The following is a 20,374-nucleotide window of genomic DNA, read 5'->3' as shown; positions in this document are numbered from 1 at the left end:
AAGGAAATGATGCGAATATGTATAAAAACTTAAAAGAAGTTACCGCTATGGCAGATGAACTGAATATGACAATCGGGGCGTTTAATACGCACAATCTAGAGATGTTACCAGAAATGATTCGTGCAGCAAAAGAAATGGGCAGCCCAATCATTATCCAAACGAGTATCGATACCGCAAAATATATTGGCTATAAACTCATTGTTGCTGTAGTCAAAGAAATTGCAGAAGACGAGATGGTTGATGTAGCTTTGCATTTGGATCACGCAAGAGATTTCAATGAAATCAAGGCAGCAATTGATGCAGGTTTTTCAAGCGTGATGTATGACGGTTCGCATTTGCCATTCAAAGAGAACATCGCGAAAACAAGAGCTGTCGTTGAATATGCCCATGCCCATGGCGTTTCTGTAGAAGGTGAACTCGGTACAATCGGCGGAACAGAAGAAGGTATTTCAGTTGCGGAAAATGACAAGGTTTACACTAAACCAGAGGATGCTGTTGAGTTCGTTGAGAAAACGGGTGTGGATGCTTTAGCGATTGCGATTGGGACTAACCACGGCCAATTCAAATCCAAAACAGAGGTAAATATCCCATTGCTTAAAGAAATCAATGCCGTAGTTGATGTGCCATTAGTAATCCACGGCGGAACTGGTGTGAAAGAAGAAGATTATCCTGAACTGATCAACAATGGCATCCGCAAATTTAACGTAGGTACTGAATTATTAGTGAATTGGAACAAAGAGGCAAAAGACTGCTTTAGCACCACTGAACTGAACAAATCACTCAGACACAATGTCATCCCTGCGAACATGAAAGTGAAAGAGATTGTAAAACATAAAATCGGATTATTTATGAATGTAGATAGTCCATTAAAGATAGGCTAGGCTTCAAATGGATAAGTATCTTATTTTAATAGCAGGGAGTCCAGCAACAGGAAAAAGTTACTTAATCAATTTGATAAAAGAAGTGCTACCGGATATGTTCATCCTCACTCCGGATGAAGGCAAGGAGATATTCGCAGACTCAGTAGGGTTTGATAGCCTGGAAGAGAAGGTGCAGCTAGAGAAAAGGGTTTGGGAATTCTATTACGGGGCATTGGATCTGTACATGAGCGCAGGCAAACGATTCATTTTATCGGAATATCCGTTCTCCAATAAGCAACGCTCTAACCTAGAAAGTTTAGCAAACAAATATTCATATAAAGTGATAACAATCAGACTAGTGGCCGACTTTAACGCTTTGTGGGCCAGAAGGAAAGTGCGTGATATCGAAAAGGACAGGCATTTGAGTCATATCATGTCGCACTATCATTTTGGAGATGTTCTGGAGGATCGTTCAAAAGCAGATAGTCTGATTACGGAGGAAGAATTCAGAAATATTATTGAAACGCGGCAATACAATGAGTTTTCGTTGGGGCAACTTTATGAGTATGATGTTTCTGATTTTTCTAAAGTAGATTATACTGGGCTGTTAGAAAAGTTGAGGAAGCTTTACCGCTGACATTCGTGGTCAGAGCAATAAACAGGCTTTATAGACAAGGAGTCTCTAAGGCCTGTTTTTGTTTGTGTTACAAAACTTGTCCTGAATAAGTCATACTTCTAAAAAAATGATGTCTTTAGCATTCGTTAATAAACATTTTATCCTCTGATCTTATTCTGTGACTTTTGAAAGAATAATTTTTTTATGGAGTACACTTGTCGGTGCTAAACTAAATAGAATAGTTTTCGATGAATAAGTATTGAACATTTTCGCCAAAGAATAATTCTAAGTCTGTATACTTTTGTAATATTGATTATTCTCAATGCTCAGGGAGTACAACTGTGACAAATTCCATTAAATTAAAATTCTTTGAGATCAGCCAGCGCAATTATTTCAAAAAATATATTAGTGAGATATGTGTGTCTAGTATAATTTTTCAATACTAAATCAATATCAATACCAAAAGCGAAGACATATCCAAAATCACTCTCCTTACCTTCTACTGAGGTGTAACCTATTTTCTTAAATCCGGAATTACATCTTATTGTATCCGGAAGTACGAATATATTTTTAATATTCTTGTACTTGTCCTCTAATGATTTGCTATAGTAAAGTTGTTTCACAATACTCTCCCATCCGGGGAATCGAGATAATTCGCCGGTTGATGTTGAATAGTATTTTGCATCTAAAATCACTAATCCATCCTCAATTTTTACAAGAATATCAGGAATCTGCCGGGTATACATCTTATTTGAATCCACTACCCAATAAGGCTTAGGGACATGATTTTGCAGGAATGGATCATGTTGGAATGAGTGTTGCAACATCTCTTCCCAAATATTGTAGAAGTATGGCGTTACTAAGCTGTAGTCATGAATACTACCTTTCACACTCTGAAGATATTGGATTAATGAAGTCAGTAATTTTATGTCATGGCCAGCATAAGTGTCTCTCAATCTTTTTTGTAGGAGCAAAACCTGTTCTTCCACACTTAGAGGTAGTTCAATATGCATTGTTGAATTGGGAATACTATAAAGCCAACCGTATTTTTCTAGACATTCATAAACTACTTTTTTATGGATTTGAGTAATTAAATTATTTGAATTATTTTCATTTTTTGCAGTTAAGACCTCTAGATAATGGAATCGATTTTTCTCAACAAAGGGGAGTTTAGTTTTTATTGTTTTTGACCAATTAATTTTCCCCTTGCCATTTACGTCTTGAGATTTCAGGGATTCGAAAAAGAAACCATACGAAAGATAATCAGAGATAAGCCAATCAACTAGATTTAAATAACTTGAATCATTCGAATCTTTTCCTAGCCAATCTAACTCGTCTTCGGATAAGGTAACGGTATTTTTATATTTAAGAATTGAATGGAACAAAAGTTTTGCAGTCTCTTTTTTTTGAGATGAAGATGATTGATCGTTATAGCCCTTTGGAAAGAAAAAATAATTTTTCCCTTGAATATTGGCTAATCCGCAAACCTGAAGTTTAAGTGTTCCATTTTTATTAATTGAAAAAGCACCATTTTCTATAAAAGAAATCGGTATATCTTTTTTTAAGTAACTTTTACCTTCAATAAATGAATAAAATTTAACCAAGATCAGTTACCCCTTCTTCTGGTACTTCTGTAATTGTCGTATTATCCGAAGTTGGTTCTGGTATATTAGCTGTGTCATTAGGCGTCTGAATAATAAAGGAATCCAACTGATTTTTTAATTCTGGGACAAATATTGCTGTCCCATTTTCTTTGAAACTTTCTACGACTTTTGAAAATTGAGTTGTTTCAATAAATACGGAATCACGTTTATATCTTAAGACATTGTCCCAAAGATAAATCAGTAGCTTTGAAGCGACTTTGTCAATATTTTGCATATCTGAAATGGAAATAAAACGCTGCCCAATTAACTTGTCCTCTTCATGGATAATGGATGAAAGGAAATTATTTAATGTAAGCCCAAATTCTTTCCAAGGTATGTTAAAACCAGAAATACATACATCATCAAAGTCTGAACTTTCGAAAGTGATAGGAAGATACTCAAATTCCCAACGACGTTTAAAAGCAGCATCCATGATATAAACGCCTTGATCGCTACTATTCATGGTTGCAATTAATGAGAAGTTTGAAGGTATGGTAATTTCCTCATCTTGAAAGTCTTGAACTTCTGCTTTGATGAAGTTAAGCAAATCGGGGTTAGTAATGGAGTACTGACTCCATCCACTGGAATCTCTATCAAGAAGTTGGAAAATATCTCCAAAAACTGCAGCTGTATTTGCACGATTAATTTCCTCAATAATTAATCCGACATTATCTTCAGGATTTTTAAATGCAGATACTAAAGTCTCTGCAAAAGGACCTGGAACGAAGGGATATGCAATTCGCTTTTCGCTACCTTCAGTTACTTCTTGGGGTTTTAAGCCACCAACAAAGTCAAAATAAGTATATTCAGGATGAAATGTTATTCGTTTGTATTGAGGATATTCTTGAGAAACTTTATACGATTTCCCTGTTCCTGGAGCTCCATAATAGATTTTATTAATTGCCCCTGTTAAAAAATCGTCCCTATCTCTTGTATAATCAGGTACAGGTTGTGAGTGTAAATTGAGTGCCGTTATTGGAGACTCGTGGATCCAATCCTTGTTTTGTAAATAGAAGTATAAGAATTCTTCTCTAAATGCACAAACATAGTCTCTGCTGCCGCCCATCATTTGTTGTTGAGAAAAACCAATTTTCATCGCTTTAGCAATTGTTTCAATCTTTACTTGTTTTGAACTGGTGGTGGTTGAAGCGGATAATCTTGGTTTATAAGCAATTATAATGTCCGTTCCTTGTCTATGGTAAATACCAAATAGAGGACCATTTTCATTTGCGACTGCATTAACACTTTCAGGAGTGAATTGGATTCGTTGTTCGTTTTTCAGATTATTATTTCCTCTTCCGCCTGGGGTGGAAGCTTTCACACATAATAGTAGAGACTGAAAATCTGAGTCGTTACTAAAACTGACTTCGTATAATTCTCTATAATTGAGTTTTTTTACAACATTGATTTGGTGGTTGTGTTGAGAAAAGGCCCTAGTTAAACTCACTAGTATCTGTGCCTCACTTATACTATCTACACTAGAGTTATAGTTTCCCAATACAATACTTCCGTCCGGATATGCCCATTGATATTCCATAATAAAACCTCCTATTTTCCTTACTATAATAATATAGGAAATTGATATAAAATAATATAGGAAATTGGTATAAAAAAGGTTAGAAAATTGTATTATCCAAAAAATAGAGTGCAAATCTAATTTTTGGGATAGTAGCAATTCCTAACCTAAGTAATTATTATGGTGTTTCTGGAAAAAACTGTGCTCTCATCTCTTCTGCAATTTGCTTTACTAATAAGGGAGGGACAGCATTCCCAATTTGCCTCCATTGATCTTTAAATGTACCAGAAATTGCATAATCATCAGGAAATGTTTGTATGCGTTTGATCTCTGATATTCTCAAGAAGCGATTTTTCCAATGAAAGGGTCCTTGATTGTTTGAAAAACTGGCTTGAATTGTCCATGATGGTTTCTCAGGAGATAGCTTCAATAAAAATGACCAGTAACGGGAACGCCATTCAAAAATGGGGTTTGGATAGCCTCTTTTTTCGGTAAAATATAAATAATTATCTCCTGGAGGGATGAGTTTTAGTAAATCTTTATGCTTAGATCCCGCTTGCATATTCTCATCCTCAGGTAAATCATAATCTAAATCACCAATAGCTTCACCGCAATTCACCCAAGGTTGTTTATTGGTAAATAAATCAATTGTTTGTTCTTTTTCAGAATTAAAATGAGTCTCTGGAGGGAATGTAAACGGTGAACCAACATCTTTGCGGACCCCGACACATATAAAACGTTCACGCATTTGGGGAATACCATAGTTTGCTGAATTTATCACCTTATATGTAATGTGATAGCCAAATTGTTCCGCAACATCTATTAAGGAATCAAATGCAGCCCTATGGGGTTTATATACAAATCCAAATACATTTTCAAAAAAGAAAGTCTTAGGTCTCAACTCTTCAAGAGCTCGAAAATATTCAAACAGCGTAAAAGAATTTTCATCTTCAAGAGCTCGCTTTTTATCAGTTCTATAAAAACGAGATTTAGAGTAGGCAGGGCAAGGAGGACCACCAACTAGCACATCGATGTCACTGGTAGCAAAGCCTACCTTATCTAACTCTTCAGCATAATTAACGTTGCGTATATCGGTACATTGAATATTTTTTGCAGATTTATTTTTAATCAACGTATCAACTGCAGGTTGCCAAAAATCTGTAGAGAATAAAATATCATAATTAGCTTGATTGAATCCAATATCAATTCCTCCCCCACCAGAGAAAATACTTACCACTTTTGGTTTCATTAAATTAGACTCTCCTTCAAAAATGTAATCATGGATTTTCCCATTAGAGGAGGAACGGCATTTCCGATTTGCTTTTGAATTGAACGACGAGATCCATGAAATTTGTATCCTGTAGGGAAAGACTGAATTGCAGCAGCTTCTGGTACCCGCAATCTGCGGTTGTCCCAATGGAAAGGACCTACCCATGGTCCTGGTTGAGCTGTTATAGTCCAAGAAGGTAAATCTGGAGAAAGTTTTAATAAAAAATTCCAAAAGCGTTTATCCGCGACGAACTTAGGGTTAGGATATCCAGCCCAAGCTGTTAATGCTTTGTAATTCATCCCAGGGGGTACTTCTTTCAAGTCTGCCGCATATGTTCCACCATCAACTACTTCGTATGGTTCAAAAAATTCATCTCCATCAAATCCACGAATTGCATCGCCAACGTTTACGTATGGTCTGAGAGAAGTTCCGTCTATTTTATCAGGAGCCCCATGAGTTTTTTCTGGGATATCAGATTTAAAAGTACCCTTTGTCCCGATGATAAATATTCGTTTTCTCTTTTGAGATACTCCATAGTCTAATGCATTAGCCTTTATTATCTTGTAGGAATATCCTGCTTCTTCTATTATTTCAATAAATTTTTCCACAATAATTTTATGGGTAGGATGAAGTAAACTTTCAACATTCTCAAAAACAAATCCATCAGGTTCAAGATCGGTTACTACACGGAGATATTCATTTACTAAATTTGCGCGGGGATCATTAATCCCACGACGCGATTGGTTACCTACCCAATATCCTGCTTTTGAGAAGGGCTGACAAGGTGCTCCGCCGATGACAATGAATTTTGCGTCATTAGCTTTTTCTTTTACAACATTTTTGAATATACTACTATCTATAGTGTGTAAATCTCCAGGGATAATTGTAGTATCTCCGAAGTAAAGATCATTCAGTTTTAATGTTTCAATACAATCGGAGTCAAAATCAGTACTTGATATCACTGGGACTCCAGCAAGTTTACTAGCAATATCTAAACCTCCTGCACCAGAAAACAGACTTACAGCTACTACGTTATTATTCATTTTTATTCCTCCACGCACTCCACAATATCAGAAAAATTACAGTGTAACTCCGTACAAATTCTGATTAAAATATCAATTGTTACATTTTCATTGTTTCTCAACTTATGAAATGTACTAGAACTTATTTTAGCTGATTCTCGGAGTGTTTTTTGTTTGATTTCTCTATCAATTAATAATTTCCATAAAGGTTTATAACTAACCTTCATTACAATCCACCCCACCTTTTCCGAAAAAGTCCTTATATCGAATGATTATTCGCATTCTCGACATTCTATAATATATCCTAATTATCAATTGATGTCAAACGTTTGTTCGCCTTTTGATATATGAGAGATTTAAATGCTTAATAAATGTCAGATTTTCTATATTCTTGTACAAATGTTTTTCTGTGAATTCAGAGTTTCATTCGTAATCATTAATGTTAATATCGAAAAGGTTATTCATAGTTCATTTCTTGTGCGAATTTGTGCTACACTTTAAGTACGAATTTTAATAAGCAAGGACCTAACTATGAATAAAAATAAACGGTTGATCTATATTTCATTATTGGCTGCGCAGGGGGTGGTCATCACGATGCTGGAGCGGGCGATTCCGTTTCCGTTCGCGTTTGCGCCGGGTGCGAAGCTGGGTTTGGCGAACATCATCACCTTGTTGGCGATCTTTACGTTGCCGTACAAAGATAGTTTCAAGGTCGTGTGGATGCGGTTGTTGATCTCAACGTTGTTGGGCGGGACATTATCTACCTTCCTGTACAGTTTTGCGGGGGCTTTTTTGAGTTATGGCGGGATGCTTTTGGTCCGGCTTTTGGGTCCGAAGCGGGTCAGCATGATCGGAATCAGCGCTGCCGGCGGGATTCTGCACAATGTCGGCCAGTTGGCGATGGCGAGTCTGATCGCGCAATCGTTCAGCGTGATGCTCTACTTGCCGATTCTTTCCATTACCGGCATCTTCTCGGGAATCGCGGTCGGTGTGGCGGCGAATTACTTGTTGGAGCACGTCTCGACGATCCGCCAATTCCAACTTGAAGAGGCCACTAAAAGTAAATTGACGAAAGCGTGGTACGAGGCTTCATTGGTCTACCGGGATAAGAAAGGCTAGTGGTTTATTGCGGTAACCTCTCCAATGCGAAAGGTTTTAATCCGACGCGTGAGGAAGAAAACAGGGTGGGAAAGATGGGGAAACACTCATACAGAAACTTTTCCTGCTACTTCCACTTTTTGCATGGACAATTATTCACAAATACACTATACTTATAAATGTGGTTATTTTAAATAAGTGAATAGGCGCTGTAAGGCGCTGGACATAGAAAAAAAGGAGACTACCTAATGAGTAAAAAGAATATTGTGGTTGTGGGAGCAGGTTTCGCCGGTGTGGCCGCCGCGAAGAAATTATCCCGACATTTCAAGAAAAATCCGGATGTCTTGATCACCTTGATCGACAAACATTCCTACCAGACATATATGACCGAGTTGCATGAGGTGGCAGCGGGACGTGTGCAGCCCGACGCGATCCAATATGATCTACAACGTCTGTTCAGCCGTAACAGAAACGTGGATATCATTACGGATGAAGTGACCCATGTGGACCGTGAAGCGAAAGTGGTCACGACAAGCAGCCACAGCTTCAACTATGACTATCTGATTCTGGCAATGGGTGGCGAGCCGAATACGTTCAACGTACCGGGCGTCGATGAGAATGGCTTCACGATGTGGTCATGGGAAGATGCGAACAAAATTCGCCGTCATATCCAGGATACAGTCGAAGCAGCCTCAAATGAACACAATGACGAGAAGCGCAAAGCAATGCTGACTGCTGTAGTCAGCGGAGCTGGTTTTACCGGTGTGGAACTTGTCGGCGACTTGATGGAATGGAAAGACCAACTGGCTAGAGCCAACAAATTGGATCCGGCTGAATTCAGTCTTTATCTGGTTGAAGCTGCACCGCAGATTCTGGGTGTCGTTACCGAAAAGGAACAACAAAAAGCTGAGAAATACATGCGCAAGCAAGGTATCCAGATCATCAAAGGCAATGGCGTCGCGAACGTTCAAAAGGATAGCGTGGAGTTGTCAGATGGAACGGTCATTCCGACACATACACTGATCTGGACGGCAGGGGTAAAAGCCAACACGGATGCAGCTGCTTACGGCATCGAGCAAGCAAGAGCGGGCCGTTTGGTAGCCAATAAATACATGGAAGCGAAAGATTCCGAAGGCGTATATCTGGCAGGGGACTTGGTCTACTACGAAGAGCCTGACAAAAACAATGCACCAGTACCGCAGATTGTGCAATCCGCAGAACAAACGGGACATACAGCGGCCGCCAACATCATCGCTTCTATCGAAGGCACAGAGAAGACGGAACACAAAGGCACGTATCAAGGCTTCATGATTTCGATCGGTTCCCGTTATGGTGTTGCCTACTTGATGGATAAAATCCATTTGAGCGGCTTCATAGCAATGTTGGTGAAACACATGGTGAACTTGTTCTACTTCATGACGATTGGTTCAGGTTATTATTTCGTGCAATACATTTATCATGAATTCTTCCATATCAAAGAAAAACGCAACATCTTCCGTGGTCACTTGTCCCGTTTGGGCAATGTGCTCTGGGCACTGCCATTGCGCGTCTTCTACGGCAGCATGTGGACATGGGAAGCAATCAAGAAGATCTACGGCCTGTACGGCACGACTTCTTGGTTCGGCGATGAGATCGTCCTGCCGTTTGCTTGGCTGAAGGAAGCGACAACCGGAGCATCCCAAGCGGTAACCGACACGGCTGCAGCAGTCAGCCATCCGGTGTTCGGTTTGAGCTATGCCTACGGTGAAGAGCCGATGATGATCTTTAAAGAAGCACCTGAGTGGTTCAACAGCATCATGAAAATCATGATCCCGAATCCTGAAATGGCTTTGTTCTTCCAAAAATTCATGACGATCGTCGAGTTGCTGATCGGTTTGGCGATCATCGCGGGCTTGTTCACTTTCTTGGCGAATGCCGCAACGATCGCATTGGTGATCTCGTTCGCCTTATCCGGTATGTTCTACTGGGTGAACATGTGGTTCGTTCCTGTGGCCATTGCTTTGATGAACGGTTCAGGCAGAGCCTTCGGTTTGGACTACTACGTGATTCCGTGGATCCAGAAGAAACTTGACAACTGGTGGTATGGTAAGACAAAATCAATCTATAGACCGGGTGTCGGTCAATAATAACGATCTAACAGGGTTAAGGTGGGGAGACTTGCCTTAGCCCTTTTCTTTTCAGAAGAGAGGGACGGGAAATGAGAAAATACCTGAAAATGATCCGCAGAGGTGATCTGCTCATCATCCTTTTTTTGATGGCGGCTTCCTTCCTGCCGTTGGGGGTCTTCTCCTATCATCAAGCAAACGCGGAGAGCGCGGATAATATCGCAGTCATCAGCGTGGACGGCAATGTGGTGAAGGAATTTGTCCTGAAAGAGGACGGCAAAACGGAGACGTACGTCTATCGGGACGACCATGGGCATGAGAACGTGATCGTGCGGGAAGGGGCCCAAATCCGGATTGCTTCCGCCGATTGCGGCGACCAGTTGTGCGTACGCATGGGCGCAAAGGATGGCATCGGGGAGACGATCATGTGTCTGCCGAACCGTGTGCTTATTGAGGTGCGAGGTGCGCAAGGGACGACCGCTGACGATGAAGAGGCCCTCGACATCATCTCCTGACAAATACTTAAGGGCAGAACAAAAGGAGTTTCAGTATGAAAATTCATTCGATGTGGGACCAGTATCCGCTGTTGCAGGCGGAATTGGTCGCCACCAATGAGCTGTTGGAAAAAAACATAACGCTCAAGAACCCGGCGGTCAGGGAAGCGATCCTCGCCCGGCTGCTTTCAGGCGGAAAAATGCTGCGGCCAGCCTATTGCCTGCTGTTTTCCTACTATTCCCCGCAACGGGATGCGGAACGGGCGCAGGCGATCGCTGCGGCAGTGGAGTTGTTGCATACGGCAACGTTGATGCACGATGACGTCATCGATGAAGCCGGCACCCGCCGCGGCCAGGCTACGATGAACCGGGTATTCGGCAATCAGATTGCCGTCTATTCGGGGGATTACCTCTTCACGGTCTGCTTCCGCTTGCTGTCCGCTTATGCCGGCGATGCTGCTGTGCTGAAGATCGACACGAACGGGATGGAAAGCATCCTGATCGGCGAACTGAACCAGATGGATATGCGCTACAATCCGAACATGCGTATGCGCGATTACTTGCGCCAGATCCAAGGTAAAACGGCTCAGCTGTTCGCGTTGAGCTGCTATGCTGGTGCTTATGGATCGGCTGAAGACGAGAAGTTGGCCCAGATGGCCTATCGGATTGGCCACGACATCGGCATGGCCTTCCAGGTCATGGATGACGTATTGGACTACACGCAGGACGATAAAACTTTGGGCAAACCGGCTCTGAGCGACTTCCGCAACGGCATCTACACAGCGCCTGTGCTGTATGCGATGCAGGTCGACCGCAAAGCGTTCGCTGCCTATATCGCCAAAGGGGCGGATGTGACCGCTGAGGAACTCGCTGAAATTCATGGTTTGGTGGAACGCTATGGCGGCAATCGCGCTGCACAGGCCTTGGCCAAGAAGTACACGACGAAAGCGCTGAAGATGATCCAAAAAATGCCGCACCATCCCGTAAAGGAAACGCTAACGAAATTAACTGAGCAATTGCTTTATCGCAATATGTAGCAAAACTACCCATCCGCGTTATACGGATGGGTAGTTTTTCATTTCGAGATAAAACATTAGAAAATAATGGTTTTTTTTGTTAAATATATAGATTTTATTTGGCTAAAGATGTAACAAATGGTATGATAAGTAAGTGGAAAGATATAGGGGGCTTGTGATTGGTGTCACATATCTGACCGCTATCATAAAAAGAACAGGGTGGGATAGATTATGGAATTTAAGAAAACGTTATCTACGGCAACTCTTTTGCTGGCATCAACTTTCGTATTAGCAGCTTGCGGTGGTGCCGATACAGACACGGACAAAGAATCGTCAGCAGCAGCTTCATCTGAAGTTGTGGTTGAGTCTTCTTCTGAAGCTTCTTCAACAGCAGCTGAATTGCAAGACGGCACTTACACATTGGTCGAAAAGAACTTCGATACACGTGGCTGGAAAACTGAATTCTCGATCACTGTCGTGGACGGGAAAATAACTGCCTCAACATATGAGAACGTGAATGAAGCCGGCGAAAAGAAATCTGAAGATGCAGAATATCAAGCGAACATGACAGGTAAAGTTGGCGTGGGTCCTGCTGATTACTTCCCGAATTTGAACAACCAGTTGGTTGAAAAACAAGATCCAGATGCTGTGGAAGTCGTAACAGGTGCTACGAATTCTTCTGACACATTCAAGAAATATGCACAACAGTTAGTTGATGCAGCAGTAGTCGGCGAAACAGCCGCAATCGAAGTCGACAACGTAGTCGAAGAATAAACCAGGTTTCCGCTTTTTTGGTGTATTTCGAAAAGATAAAAGATTATCATAGACAGGTAGGGACAGCGTTCTTGTTCCTGCCTGTCTTTTTTAAATGTAGATATGGGGTGAACGGATGAAAAAATATATGAATAAGGCCGGGCTTTCGGGTGTAATGCTGCTGGCGCTCTTCTTCGGGGGGTGCGGCAATAGCGACACACCGGAAGAAACGACTGTACGGAAAGAACCGTATGAGAAAACAGAATTTCTGATGGGGACCTACGTGACGGTGCGCGTCTATGACGAAGGCAAAGAGGCCGTTTTGGAAAAAGCGTTCGACCGTGTCGAGGCGTTGGCGGATAAAATCACCGTGAATGAAGCCGGATCGGAAATCGATGCAGTCAATGCCGCTGCAGGTACGGCGGCGGTGGAGCTGTCGGACGATGTCTACCCATTGGTGCGGAGTGCGTGGGATTACAGCGAGGCATCCGACGGAGATTTTGACTTGTCGATCGGACCAATCACGGAACTGTGGCATATCGGCTTCGATGACGCCAGAAAGCCCGAACAGATCGAAATCGATGCAGCACTGACTTTGGTCGATTACGAGCGCGTCGCGCTGGACGATAAGGAACAGACTGTTCAGTTGGCAGATGCGGGCATGCGGTTGGATCTGGGTGCCATCGCCAAAGGCTACATTACCGATGAAGTGAAGGAACTGCTGGTGGAGGAAGGCGTGACGACCGCCATCATCGACCTTGGCGGCAATATCTATGTGCTGGGGGGTTCGCCGTTGCGTGAAGGGGAAGCTTGGAACGTGGGGATCCAGGATCCTTTGGCGGCGCGCGGGGAGACAATCGGCAAGACCAAACAAAAAGACCGTTCGATTGTGACTTCGGGCATCTATGAACGCTACATCGAAGTGGACGGCGTCAGCTATCATCATCTGATGGATCCGGAGACCGGCTATCCATTCGATAATGATATCGCCGGCGTTTCGATCATTTCTGATAAATCGATCGATGGGGATGCCCTCTCGACGCTTGTCTTCGGTCTCGGGATGGAAGCGGGTCTGGCCTACGTCAACGAACGCGAGGATATCGAAGCCGTTTTTGTCACAAAGGACAAAAAAGTCTACGTTTCGGACGGTTTGGCGGATAATTTTGAACTGACGAACGACGATTACATTTGGGAAAATGAGTAGGAGTGAATGAGATGAATGTACCTGTATTTTTGGAATTTGTGGAAATCAAGACCAAATTGGCCAGCCTGTTTCCGTTTGTGCTTGGAACCTTGTTTACGCTCTACCATTTCGGCAGCATCAATGCGCTGAACACTATTTTATTCTTCATAGCAATGGTCGTTTTTGACATGGCGACGACAGCCATCAACAACACGATGGACTACGTGAAGGCGAAAAATCTGATTTACCGCGATGAGGAAAATATCCTCGGCAAAGCTTCGATTTCTGTCAAGAAAGCTGCGACAATCATCGTTTCGATGATTGCGTTCGCGGCATTGCTTGGCTTGATCCTGACAGCGCGGACCAATCTGTTGCTGTTGGTGATCGGAGCGCTCTGTTTCGCAATCGGGATCCTGTATACGTTCGGTCCGTTTCCGATTTCCCGGATGCCTCTTGGAGAAGTTGCCTCGGGGTTGACAATGGGTTTCGGCATCTTTTTCATTGCTGTTTTCGTGAACGTGCCTGCTGGGACGCTGGCGTCGCTCTTGTTGCAGTGGCCGAACTTTATGTTGGCGGGAAACATCGTAACGCTGTTGATTATCTTGCTGCAGTCGGCTCCGCTTGTGTTCAGCATCGCCAACATCATGCTGGCAAACAATATCTGCGACTATGAAACGGATATTTCCAATCACCGCTATACTTTGACTTTCTACATCGGGAAGCCGGTTGCTGTACGCCTGTATGCTTGGTTGTACTACGGGGCATTCGCTGCAACGACAATTTCGGTGTTGTTCGGGATCTATCCGGTTTGGATGCTGTTCATTTGGGCGATCTTCCCGATCATCCAGCGCAATATCAACCGCTTCAAAGCCAAACAGGACAAAGCAACGACATTCAATCTGGCAATCAAAAATCTGATCCTTTATCACGGGTTGGAAATCATCCTGCTAATTGTGTCGCTTATCCTGAAATGATCACAATCAGACACGGAGCCCCTGCGGATGAGTTATTTCTGAAGGAAATGACTTATCAGGCGATCTATTCGCCCAAAGGCGGGGGCTTTTTGCCGCGGAAGGTATTGGAAGAGCCGGCAATCCAACGCTACTATGCGGACTTCGGCCGAGAAGGCGATTTGGCATTCGTGGCATTGTCCGATGGTGAAGCGGTCGGAGCGGTGTGGATCCGTTTTGCGATGGCTGCCCCAAAAGGCTACGGCTTCGTCCGCGCAGGCGTGCCGGAACTCATGCTTGCGGTGCTGCCGGCTTTCCGCGGGCGCGGCATCGGGACGGCGCTGCTCGAGCGGATGCTGACGCAGTTGCGGGCAACGGGCTTGGCGGCTGTTTCGCTGAGTGTGGCCCGCTCCAACCCGGCGCGCGGCCTTTATGAACGCTACGGATTCCGCGTGTTGAAAAAACAGCGGAATTCTTGCACAATGTTGCTTGAATTAACATACCTATACGATGAAACGTTTTCATAATGGCGTTTTCAAAAAAGCTTTTAAATATGTGTCCAAAATGTTACTTCTTGCTTTTAATGAAAAGCCAGTTACGTTATAATGGCTATGGATTCGGAGTGTCTTATCTTTCAGAATCTTCATTTATTGATCAAGAAAGCGCTATATTCATCCCCTGCATTTTCCGTCCGCTTAAATAAAGAGAACGAGGTCAGTTGCAATCGGAGCGTGTCAGCATGTTCTGCAGCGTAACTTTCCTTGTCCGTATTTGGAGGATTAAAAATGAAGGACAAACTTTTTGGTGTTTTACAGCGTGTTGGCCGTTCGTTCATGCTGCCAATCGCCATTTTACCAGTAGCCGGACTCTTTTTGGGTATCGGTGGGTCATTTACTAATGCTACGACACTAGAAACATATGGTTTAACGGAACTTATGGGTCAAGGGACGTTCATTTATGATGTATTGAACGTAATGAACCAGGCCGGATCGGTCGTCTTTGGGAACTTGCCATTGATCTTCGCTGTCGGCTGTGCCATCGGTATGGCGAAAGCTGAAAAAGCGACTGCATCTTTGGCGGCTGTCATCGCCTTCCTGATCATGCATTCATCCATCGGAGCTATGATCGTAGCCCGTGGCGGCGCAGATCAGTTCATCGAAGGATCAATCACAAATGTGTTGGGTATAGAGTCATTACAAATGGGTGTTTTTGGAGGTATGATCGTCGGTTTGGGTGTTGCTGCACTTCATAATCGCTTTTATAAAATTCAATTACCAGCTGCTCTTTCATTTTTTGAAGGCACTCGTTTTGTTCCGATCATTTCATCGATCGTTTACTTGTTCGTAGGTATCCTGATGATCTTCATCTGGCCGCCAGTGCAAGAAGGCATCAATGCGATCGGCGCTTTGGTTCAAGGTTCCGGATATGCGGGAACATGGCTCTATGGTTTCATGGAGCGTGCGTTGATTCCTTTCGGTCTGCACCACGTGTTCTACTTGCCTTTCTGGCAAACGGCAGTGGGCGGAACGATGGAAGTCGGCGGAAAAATGGTCGAAGGTGCGCAAAACATCTTCTTCGCGCAATTGGCTGATCCGGACACAACTGTCTTCAGCGTTGCGGCTACCCGCTTCATGTCAGGTAAATTCCCGTTGATGATCTTCGGGTTGCCTGGTGCTGCTTTAGCTATGTATCGCACAGCTAAACCAGAAAAAAGAAAAGAAGCCGGCGGACTTTTGTTGTCTGCTGCATTAACTTCCATGCTTACAGGTATCACTGAGCCGTTGGAATTCACATTCTTATTTGTTGCTACACCACTATATATCATCCACGCTGCTTTAGCCGGTGTTGCTTACATGTTGATGCATATGTTCAACGTAGGTGTCGGCATGACTTTCTCAGGCGGATTCATCGATATGTTCTTGTACGGTATCCTGCAAGGAAATGCCAAAACAAACTGGATCTGGATCGTCATCATCGGTCTTGTTTACTTCGTAGTCTACTACTTCCTGTTCTCGTTCTTGATCAAGAAGTTCAACTACAAGACTCCGGGTCGTGAAGATGATTCGACTGAAGTGAAATTGTATACACGTGCTGACATGAATGCGAAAGCGCAAGAAGGCGCTGTAGACCTTTCGTCAGTCGTGAAAAATGAAACGGATGAAATGTCTGCTTCCATCATTTATGGTCTGGGTGGCGCAGCGAACATCGTGGACGTCGACAGCTGTGCGACACGTCTGCGTACAACTGTAGCAAACGGAGATTTGGTTGATGCAGAATTGTTGAAGGGCACGGGAGCATCTGGCGTCATCCATAAAGGAAATGGCGTTCAAGTTGTTTACGGACCGAAAGTTTCTAACATCAAATCAAACCTGGAAGAATTCATCGACAGCGGCAGTGCTGCTAAGTTGCCTTCCAAAGAAGACTACTATGGTCTGAAGGCTGTTGAAAAAACAGAAGAAAAAGCAACAGTAACACCAACAGCACCTGCTGCTGAAGAAAAAGCGACAGTTGCCACTACTTTGCGTTCGCCTATCGCTGGTATCGCCATTCCATTGACGCAAGTGGATGATGCTGCCTTCGCTAGTGAAGCATTGGGTAAAGGGATCGCAATCGAACCTGCAGTCGGTGAAGTTGTTTCGCCGATCAACGGTAAAGTCGTGATGGTTTTCGACACGAAGCATGCTATCGGTCTGGAATCGGACGAAGGCGTTGAAATTTTGATCCATATCGGATTGGATACAGTCAATCTGAAAGGTGAAGGTTTCACTACTTATGTTAAGGCTGGGGATTTTGTTGAAATAGGAGACAAATTGGTTGATTTCGATATCGACTTCATCAAAGCTTCCGGTTACAAGACAACGACTCCTATCGTAATCACAAACACTTTCAATTACAAAAATATTGAAGTTGTTGCAGAAGGTACTGTGGATCTTGGCGATGCAATCGTTACAGTTCAATAAGAAGTAAGATTCAACGCGGATAAGGTAATGCAGAAATGAATAGCGCAACAAAAGGGTTTCCGGTCTCAGATCCGGAGGCCTTTTTGTATTTTTGGGCGTATCCATAAAAATAAAAGAGTTGACTATTTGGGGCAGGCGCTCTAATATTAGCTTGTATTGTGTACACAAATAGAGAGAAAATAGGTGAGCGACATGGCTATCAGAAAAGCCGCATTAGCCTGTACCGTATGTGGATCAAGGAACTACACCATCACACCTACTGAAAAAGGTCGTACAGAACGTTTGGAAGTCAAGAAATTTTGCCGGTACTGCGGAAAGCATACCTTGCACAAAGAAACGAAATAAAGACGAAACTGGCAACATATAGTAGGAGGATAAGCATGAAATTTCTGAAGAGCGTAGCGGATGAAATGAAGCAAGTGACTTGGCCGACTGGTAAGGAATTAGCAAAATATACAAATACGGTAGTCGTTACAACCATTCTATTCGGAATATTTTTTGCCGCAGTAGATTTTGGGATCACAGAGGCAATGGCTTTAATCTTAAATTAAAAGAAGATTTGTAGCCATACGGTCTTCGTGATGCTATAATGTTAACGCCGTACAGAAGGAACCTTTCAACGACAGGAAGGTTTTTTTGTTTACAAAAAACGAAGTCAAATAAAAATCCACCAAGAAAGAAGATGCACAAATGGAAACGATCGAAAACGAAAAACAATGGTATGTGTTGCACACTTATTCAGGTTATGAGAACAAAGTGAAACTGAACATCGAATCGCGTGCGCAAAGCATGAACATGGAAGACCACATCTTCCGCGTCGTCATCCCGGAAGAAGAGCAAGTGGAAGTGAAGGACGGCAAAGAGAAGGCGACTACGCAAAAAACCTTCCCTGGGTATGTATTGGTTGAAATGATCATGTCTGATGAAGCGTGGTTCGTTGTCCGTAATACTCCGGGCGTCACCGGTTTCGTCGGATCGCATGGAGCGGGAAGCAAGCCGTCTCCTTTATTGAATGAAGAAATCGAAGTCATTCTGAAGCGCATGGGTATGAGCACGCGCATGCACGACGTGAAATTCGAAAAAGGCGAGCCTGTCACCATCACCGATGGCGCATTCAATGGCTTGTCAGGGTTCGTTGAAGAAGTGGACAGCGAAAAAGGCAAGTTGAAGGTCATGATCGAAATGTTCGGCCGCGAAACAATTGCCGAGTTGGATTACGACCAAGTCGATAAAGGCTAAGAAAAGCGGAACGGGTTTGTTCAGCCCTGAAAGAAATTTAGGAAATCGTGCCGACTGAGCATCGTAGAGCGCAATAGGTGCGATTTATCTAATTTCCGAAGGGCTAACCCGTGAAGCTAGCCATCGCTTTAAGAGGGTATACTATTTTTCAAACTTTTAGATCACCTAAGGTGATGCGCTAATACCGGTTAGACAAATTTAGTTATTAGCATTAAAAACTATTGCATTTATTTGGGTGTACTGATATAATATATCGGTACGTTCAGGCGTATGGATTGAGTGGGAGGGGAAATCTTAACCCCATTAAACCACATCACGAACAATCAAGGAGGTATGTCTCGTGGCTAAAAAAGTTGTTAAATTAGTTAAGTTACAAATTCCTGCAGGTAAAGCATCTCCTGCTCCACCAGTAGGTCCAGCTTTGGGTCAAGCACAAGTAAACATCATGGGATTCTGTAAAGAATTCAATGCACGTACAGCTGACCAAGCAGGTATGATCATTCCCGTTGTCATTTCTGTATATGAAGATCGTTCATTCACCTTCATTACTAAAACTCCTCCAGCTCCAGTATTACTGAAAAAAGCTGCAGGTATCGAATCAGGTTCAGGCGAACCGAACAAGAAAAAAGTTGGTACCGTAACACGTGACCAAGTTAAAGAAATCGCTGAAACAAAAATGGTAGACTTAAATGCAGCAGACGTAGAAGCTGCTATGCGTATGGTCGAAGGTACTGCCCGTTCAATGGGTATTACAGTTCAAGACTAATTCAAAAGGCAGCTTCTCATGTGGCCTTCCGAACGCTCGTTAGACGTTTTTGGCCACACGTGGGAGGTTAATCCGTTAAAACCACAATCTAGGAGGAAAATTCAATGGCTAAAAAAAGTAAAAAATTCCAAGATGCTGCCAAAAAAGTGGATTCTACTAAATCATATTCAGTAGAAGAAGCAGTAGCATTAGCGAAAGAAGTCGATTTTGCAAAATTCGACGCAACTGTTGAGGTCGCTTACCGTTTAGGGATCGACACTCGTAAAAATGATCAACAAATCCGTGGAGCAGTCGTGCTTCCAAACGGAACTGGTAAAACACAACGCGTTTTAGTGTTCGCTAAAGGCGAAAAAGCTAAAGAAGCTGAAGCTGCTGGTGCAGACTACGTAGGCGACGCAGACATGGTTCAAAAAATCCAAGGCGGATGGTTTGACTTTGATGTTGTCGTTGCAACTCCTGACATGATGGGTGAAGTTGGACGTTTGGGTCGTGTATTGGGACCTAAAGGCTTGATGCCAAACCCTAAAACAGGTACTGTAACAATGGACGTAACGAAAGCTATTGACGAAATCAAAGCTGGTAAAGTTACATACCGTGCTGACAAAGCTGGTAACATCCACGTTCCTATCGGTAAAGTATCATTCGACGATGCTAAATTGTTGGAAAACTTCCGTACGATCAACGATGTAATCGTTAAAGCTAAACCAGCAACTGCTAAAGGCCAATACGTTAAAAATGTAAGTGTAACAACTACATTTGGACCTGGCGTTAAAGTGGACGCAAGCTCTTTATAAAAAAACCTTGACCTGAACGACTATCTTTGGTATAGTCGTTGAGGTTAATATATGCTACCGAAGACAGCAGGGGGTGCGAGCCTTAATAT

At 43.0% G+C, this 20,374-nt stretch carries 21 protein-coding genes; 16 read left to right on the top strand and 5 right to left on the bottom strand.

The features are described from left to right. The first annotated feature begins 17 nt into the window (after positions 1-17). Positions 18-881, top strand: coding sequence for a class II fructose-bisphosphate aldolase (locus WBM30_RS10775; protein WP_086628812.1), 864 nt, complete (start codon positions 18-20; stop codon positions 879-881). A gap of 7 nt (positions 882-888) precedes the next feature. Next, complete coding sequence (locus tag WBM30_RS10770) at positions 889-1,497, top strand: AAA family ATPase (protein ID WP_424900713.1); 609 nt, start codon at positions 889-891, stop codon at positions 1,495-1,497. A 338-nt stretch (positions 1,498-1,835) separates the two neighbouring features. On the opposite strand, the gene WBM30_RS10765 is transcribed toward WBM30_RS10770, so the two are convergent. The 5 genes from WBM30_RS10765 to WBM30_RS10745 form a co-directional block, all read right to left on the bottom strand. After that, entirely contained in the window at positions 1,836-3,080 is a 1,245-nt protein-coding gene (locus tag WBM30_RS10765; protein WP_424900712.1) for an LlaJI family restriction endonuclease, read from the bottom strand. After that, the gene (locus tag WBM30_RS10760) at positions 3,073-4,656 is read right to left on the bottom strand and encodes an AAA family ATPase (RefSeq protein ID WP_424900711.1); all 1,584 of its coding nucleotides are present in this window, start codon (positions 4,654-4,656) and stop codon (positions 3,073-3,075) included. The genes WBM30_RS10765 and WBM30_RS10760 overlap by 8 nt, the downstream gene beginning before the upstream one ends. A 157-nt stretch (positions 4,657-4,813) precedes the next feature. After that, positions 4,814-5,884, bottom strand: coding sequence for a DNA cytosine methyltransferase (locus tag WBM30_RS10755; RefSeq protein WP_424900710.1), 1,071 nt, complete (start codon positions 5,882-5,884; stop codon positions 4,814-4,816). Next, on the bottom strand, positions 5,884-6,948 hold the full coding sequence (locus tag WBM30_RS10750) for a DNA cytosine methyltransferase (RefSeq protein WP_424900709.1): 1,065 nt from the start codon (positions 6,946-6,948) through the stop codon (positions 5,884-5,886). The genes WBM30_RS10755 and WBM30_RS10750 overlap by 1 nt, the downstream gene beginning before the upstream one ends. A gap of 2 nt (positions 6,949-6,950) precedes the next feature. Continuing rightward, a complete protein-coding gene (locus WBM30_RS10745; RefSeq protein ID WP_424900708.1) occupies positions 6,951-7,154 on the bottom strand; it encodes a helix-turn-helix domain-containing protein in 204 nt (67 codons plus the stop codon). Between the two features lie 304 nt (positions 7,155-7,458). On the opposite strand from WBM30_RS10745, the gene WBM30_RS10740 reads away from it, so the two are divergent. The 14 genes from WBM30_RS10740 to rplA all read left to right on the top strand — a co-directional run bounded on the left by WBM30_RS10740 (position 7,459) and on the right by rplA (position 20,285). Further along, the gene (locus WBM30_RS10740; protein WP_424900707.1) at positions 7,459-8,046 is read left to right on the top strand and encodes a Gx transporter family protein; all 588 of its coding nucleotides are present in this window, start codon (positions 7,459-7,461) and stop codon (positions 8,044-8,046) included. Positions 8,047-8,273: 227 nt separating this feature from the next. Then, on the top strand, positions 8,274-10,151 hold the full coding sequence (locus tag WBM30_RS10735; RefSeq protein ID WP_424900706.1) for an FAD-dependent oxidoreductase: 1,878 nt from the start codon (positions 8,274-8,276) through the stop codon (positions 10,149-10,151). Between the two features lie 71 nt (positions 10,152-10,222). After that, positions 10,223-10,645 (top strand): NusG domain II-containing protein, encoded by a 423-nt coding sequence (locus tag WBM30_RS10730; RefSeq protein ID WP_424900705.1) that lies wholly within the window; start codon positions 10,223-10,225, stop codon positions 10,643-10,645. 35 nt (positions 10,646-10,680) lie between these two features. After that, positions 10,681-11,661 carry a polyprenyl synthetase family protein gene (locus WBM30_RS10725; RefSeq protein WP_424900704.1) on the top strand — a complete coding sequence of 327 codons (981 nt, stop codon included), beginning with the start codon at positions 10,681-10,683 and terminating at the stop codon, positions 11,659-11,661. A 210-nt stretch (positions 11,662-11,871) separates the two neighbouring features. Beyond that, positions 11,872-12,414 (top strand): FMN-binding protein, encoded by a 543-nt coding sequence (locus tag WBM30_RS10720; RefSeq protein WP_424900703.1) that lies wholly within the window; start codon positions 11,872-11,874, stop codon positions 12,412-12,414. Positions 12,415-12,541: 127 nt separating this feature from the next. Then, complete coding sequence (locus WBM30_RS10715) at positions 12,542-13,597, top strand: FAD:protein FMN transferase (RefSeq protein ID WP_424900726.1); 1,056 nt, start codon at positions 12,542-12,544, stop codon at positions 13,595-13,597. Positions 13,598-13,608: 11 nt separating this feature from the next. Then, a complete protein-coding gene (menA, locus tag WBM30_RS10710) occupies positions 13,609-14,550 on the top strand; it encodes a 1,4-dihydroxy-2-naphthoate polyprenyltransferase (protein ID WP_424900702.1) in 942 nt (313 codons plus the stop codon). Then, on the top strand, positions 14,547-15,053 hold the full coding sequence (locus tag WBM30_RS10705; protein WP_424900701.1) for an N-acetyltransferase family protein: 507 nt from the start codon (positions 14,547-14,549) through the stop codon (positions 15,051-15,053). Before menA ends, WBM30_RS10705 begins: the two co-directional genes overlap by 4 nt. Before the next feature lie 258 nt (positions 15,054-15,311). Further along, on the top strand, positions 15,312-17,486 hold the full coding sequence (locus WBM30_RS10700; RefSeq protein WP_424900700.1) for a glucose PTS transporter subunit IIA: 2,175 nt from the start codon (positions 15,312-15,314) through the stop codon (positions 17,484-17,486). A gap of 192 nt (positions 17,487-17,678) precedes the next feature. After that, entirely contained in the window at positions 17,679-17,831 is a 153-nt protein-coding gene (gene rpmG / locus WBM30_RS10695; protein ID WP_072763840.1) for a 50S ribosomal protein L33, read from the top strand. 35 nt (positions 17,832-17,866) lie between these two features. Beyond that, complete coding sequence (gene secE / locus WBM30_RS10690; RefSeq protein WP_424900699.1) at positions 17,867-18,037, top strand: preprotein translocase subunit SecE; 171 nt, start codon at positions 17,867-17,869, stop codon at positions 18,035-18,037. 139 nt (positions 18,038-18,176) lie between these two features. Further along, positions 18,177-18,725 carry a transcription termination/antitermination protein NusG gene (gene nusG / locus WBM30_RS10685; protein ID WP_108032836.1) on the top strand — a complete coding sequence of 183 codons (549 nt, stop codon included), beginning with the start codon at positions 18,177-18,179 and terminating at the stop codon, positions 18,723-18,725. 340 nt (positions 18,726-19,065) lie between these two features. Beyond that, positions 19,066-19,491, top strand: coding sequence for a 50S ribosomal protein L11 (gene rplK / locus WBM30_RS10680; protein ID WP_068562458.1), 426 nt, complete (start codon positions 19,066-19,068; stop codon positions 19,489-19,491). A 104-nt stretch (positions 19,492-19,595) separates the two neighbouring features. Further along, complete coding sequence (gene rplA / locus WBM30_RS10675) at positions 19,596-20,285, top strand: 50S ribosomal protein L1 (RefSeq protein ID WP_108032835.1); 690 nt, start codon at positions 19,596-19,598, stop codon at positions 20,283-20,285. The last annotated feature ends 89 nt before the right edge of the window (positions 20,286-20,374 follow it).

Origin of the sequence: Trichococcus sp. (assembly GCF_049684335.1) — a bacterium.
Taxonomy (GTDB): domain Bacteria; phylum Bacillota; class Bacilli; order Lactobacillales; family Aerococcaceae; genus Trichococcus.
The sequence above is the reverse complement of the archived record's forward strand: the minus strand, read 5'-3'. Positions and strand labels throughout refer to the sequence as shown.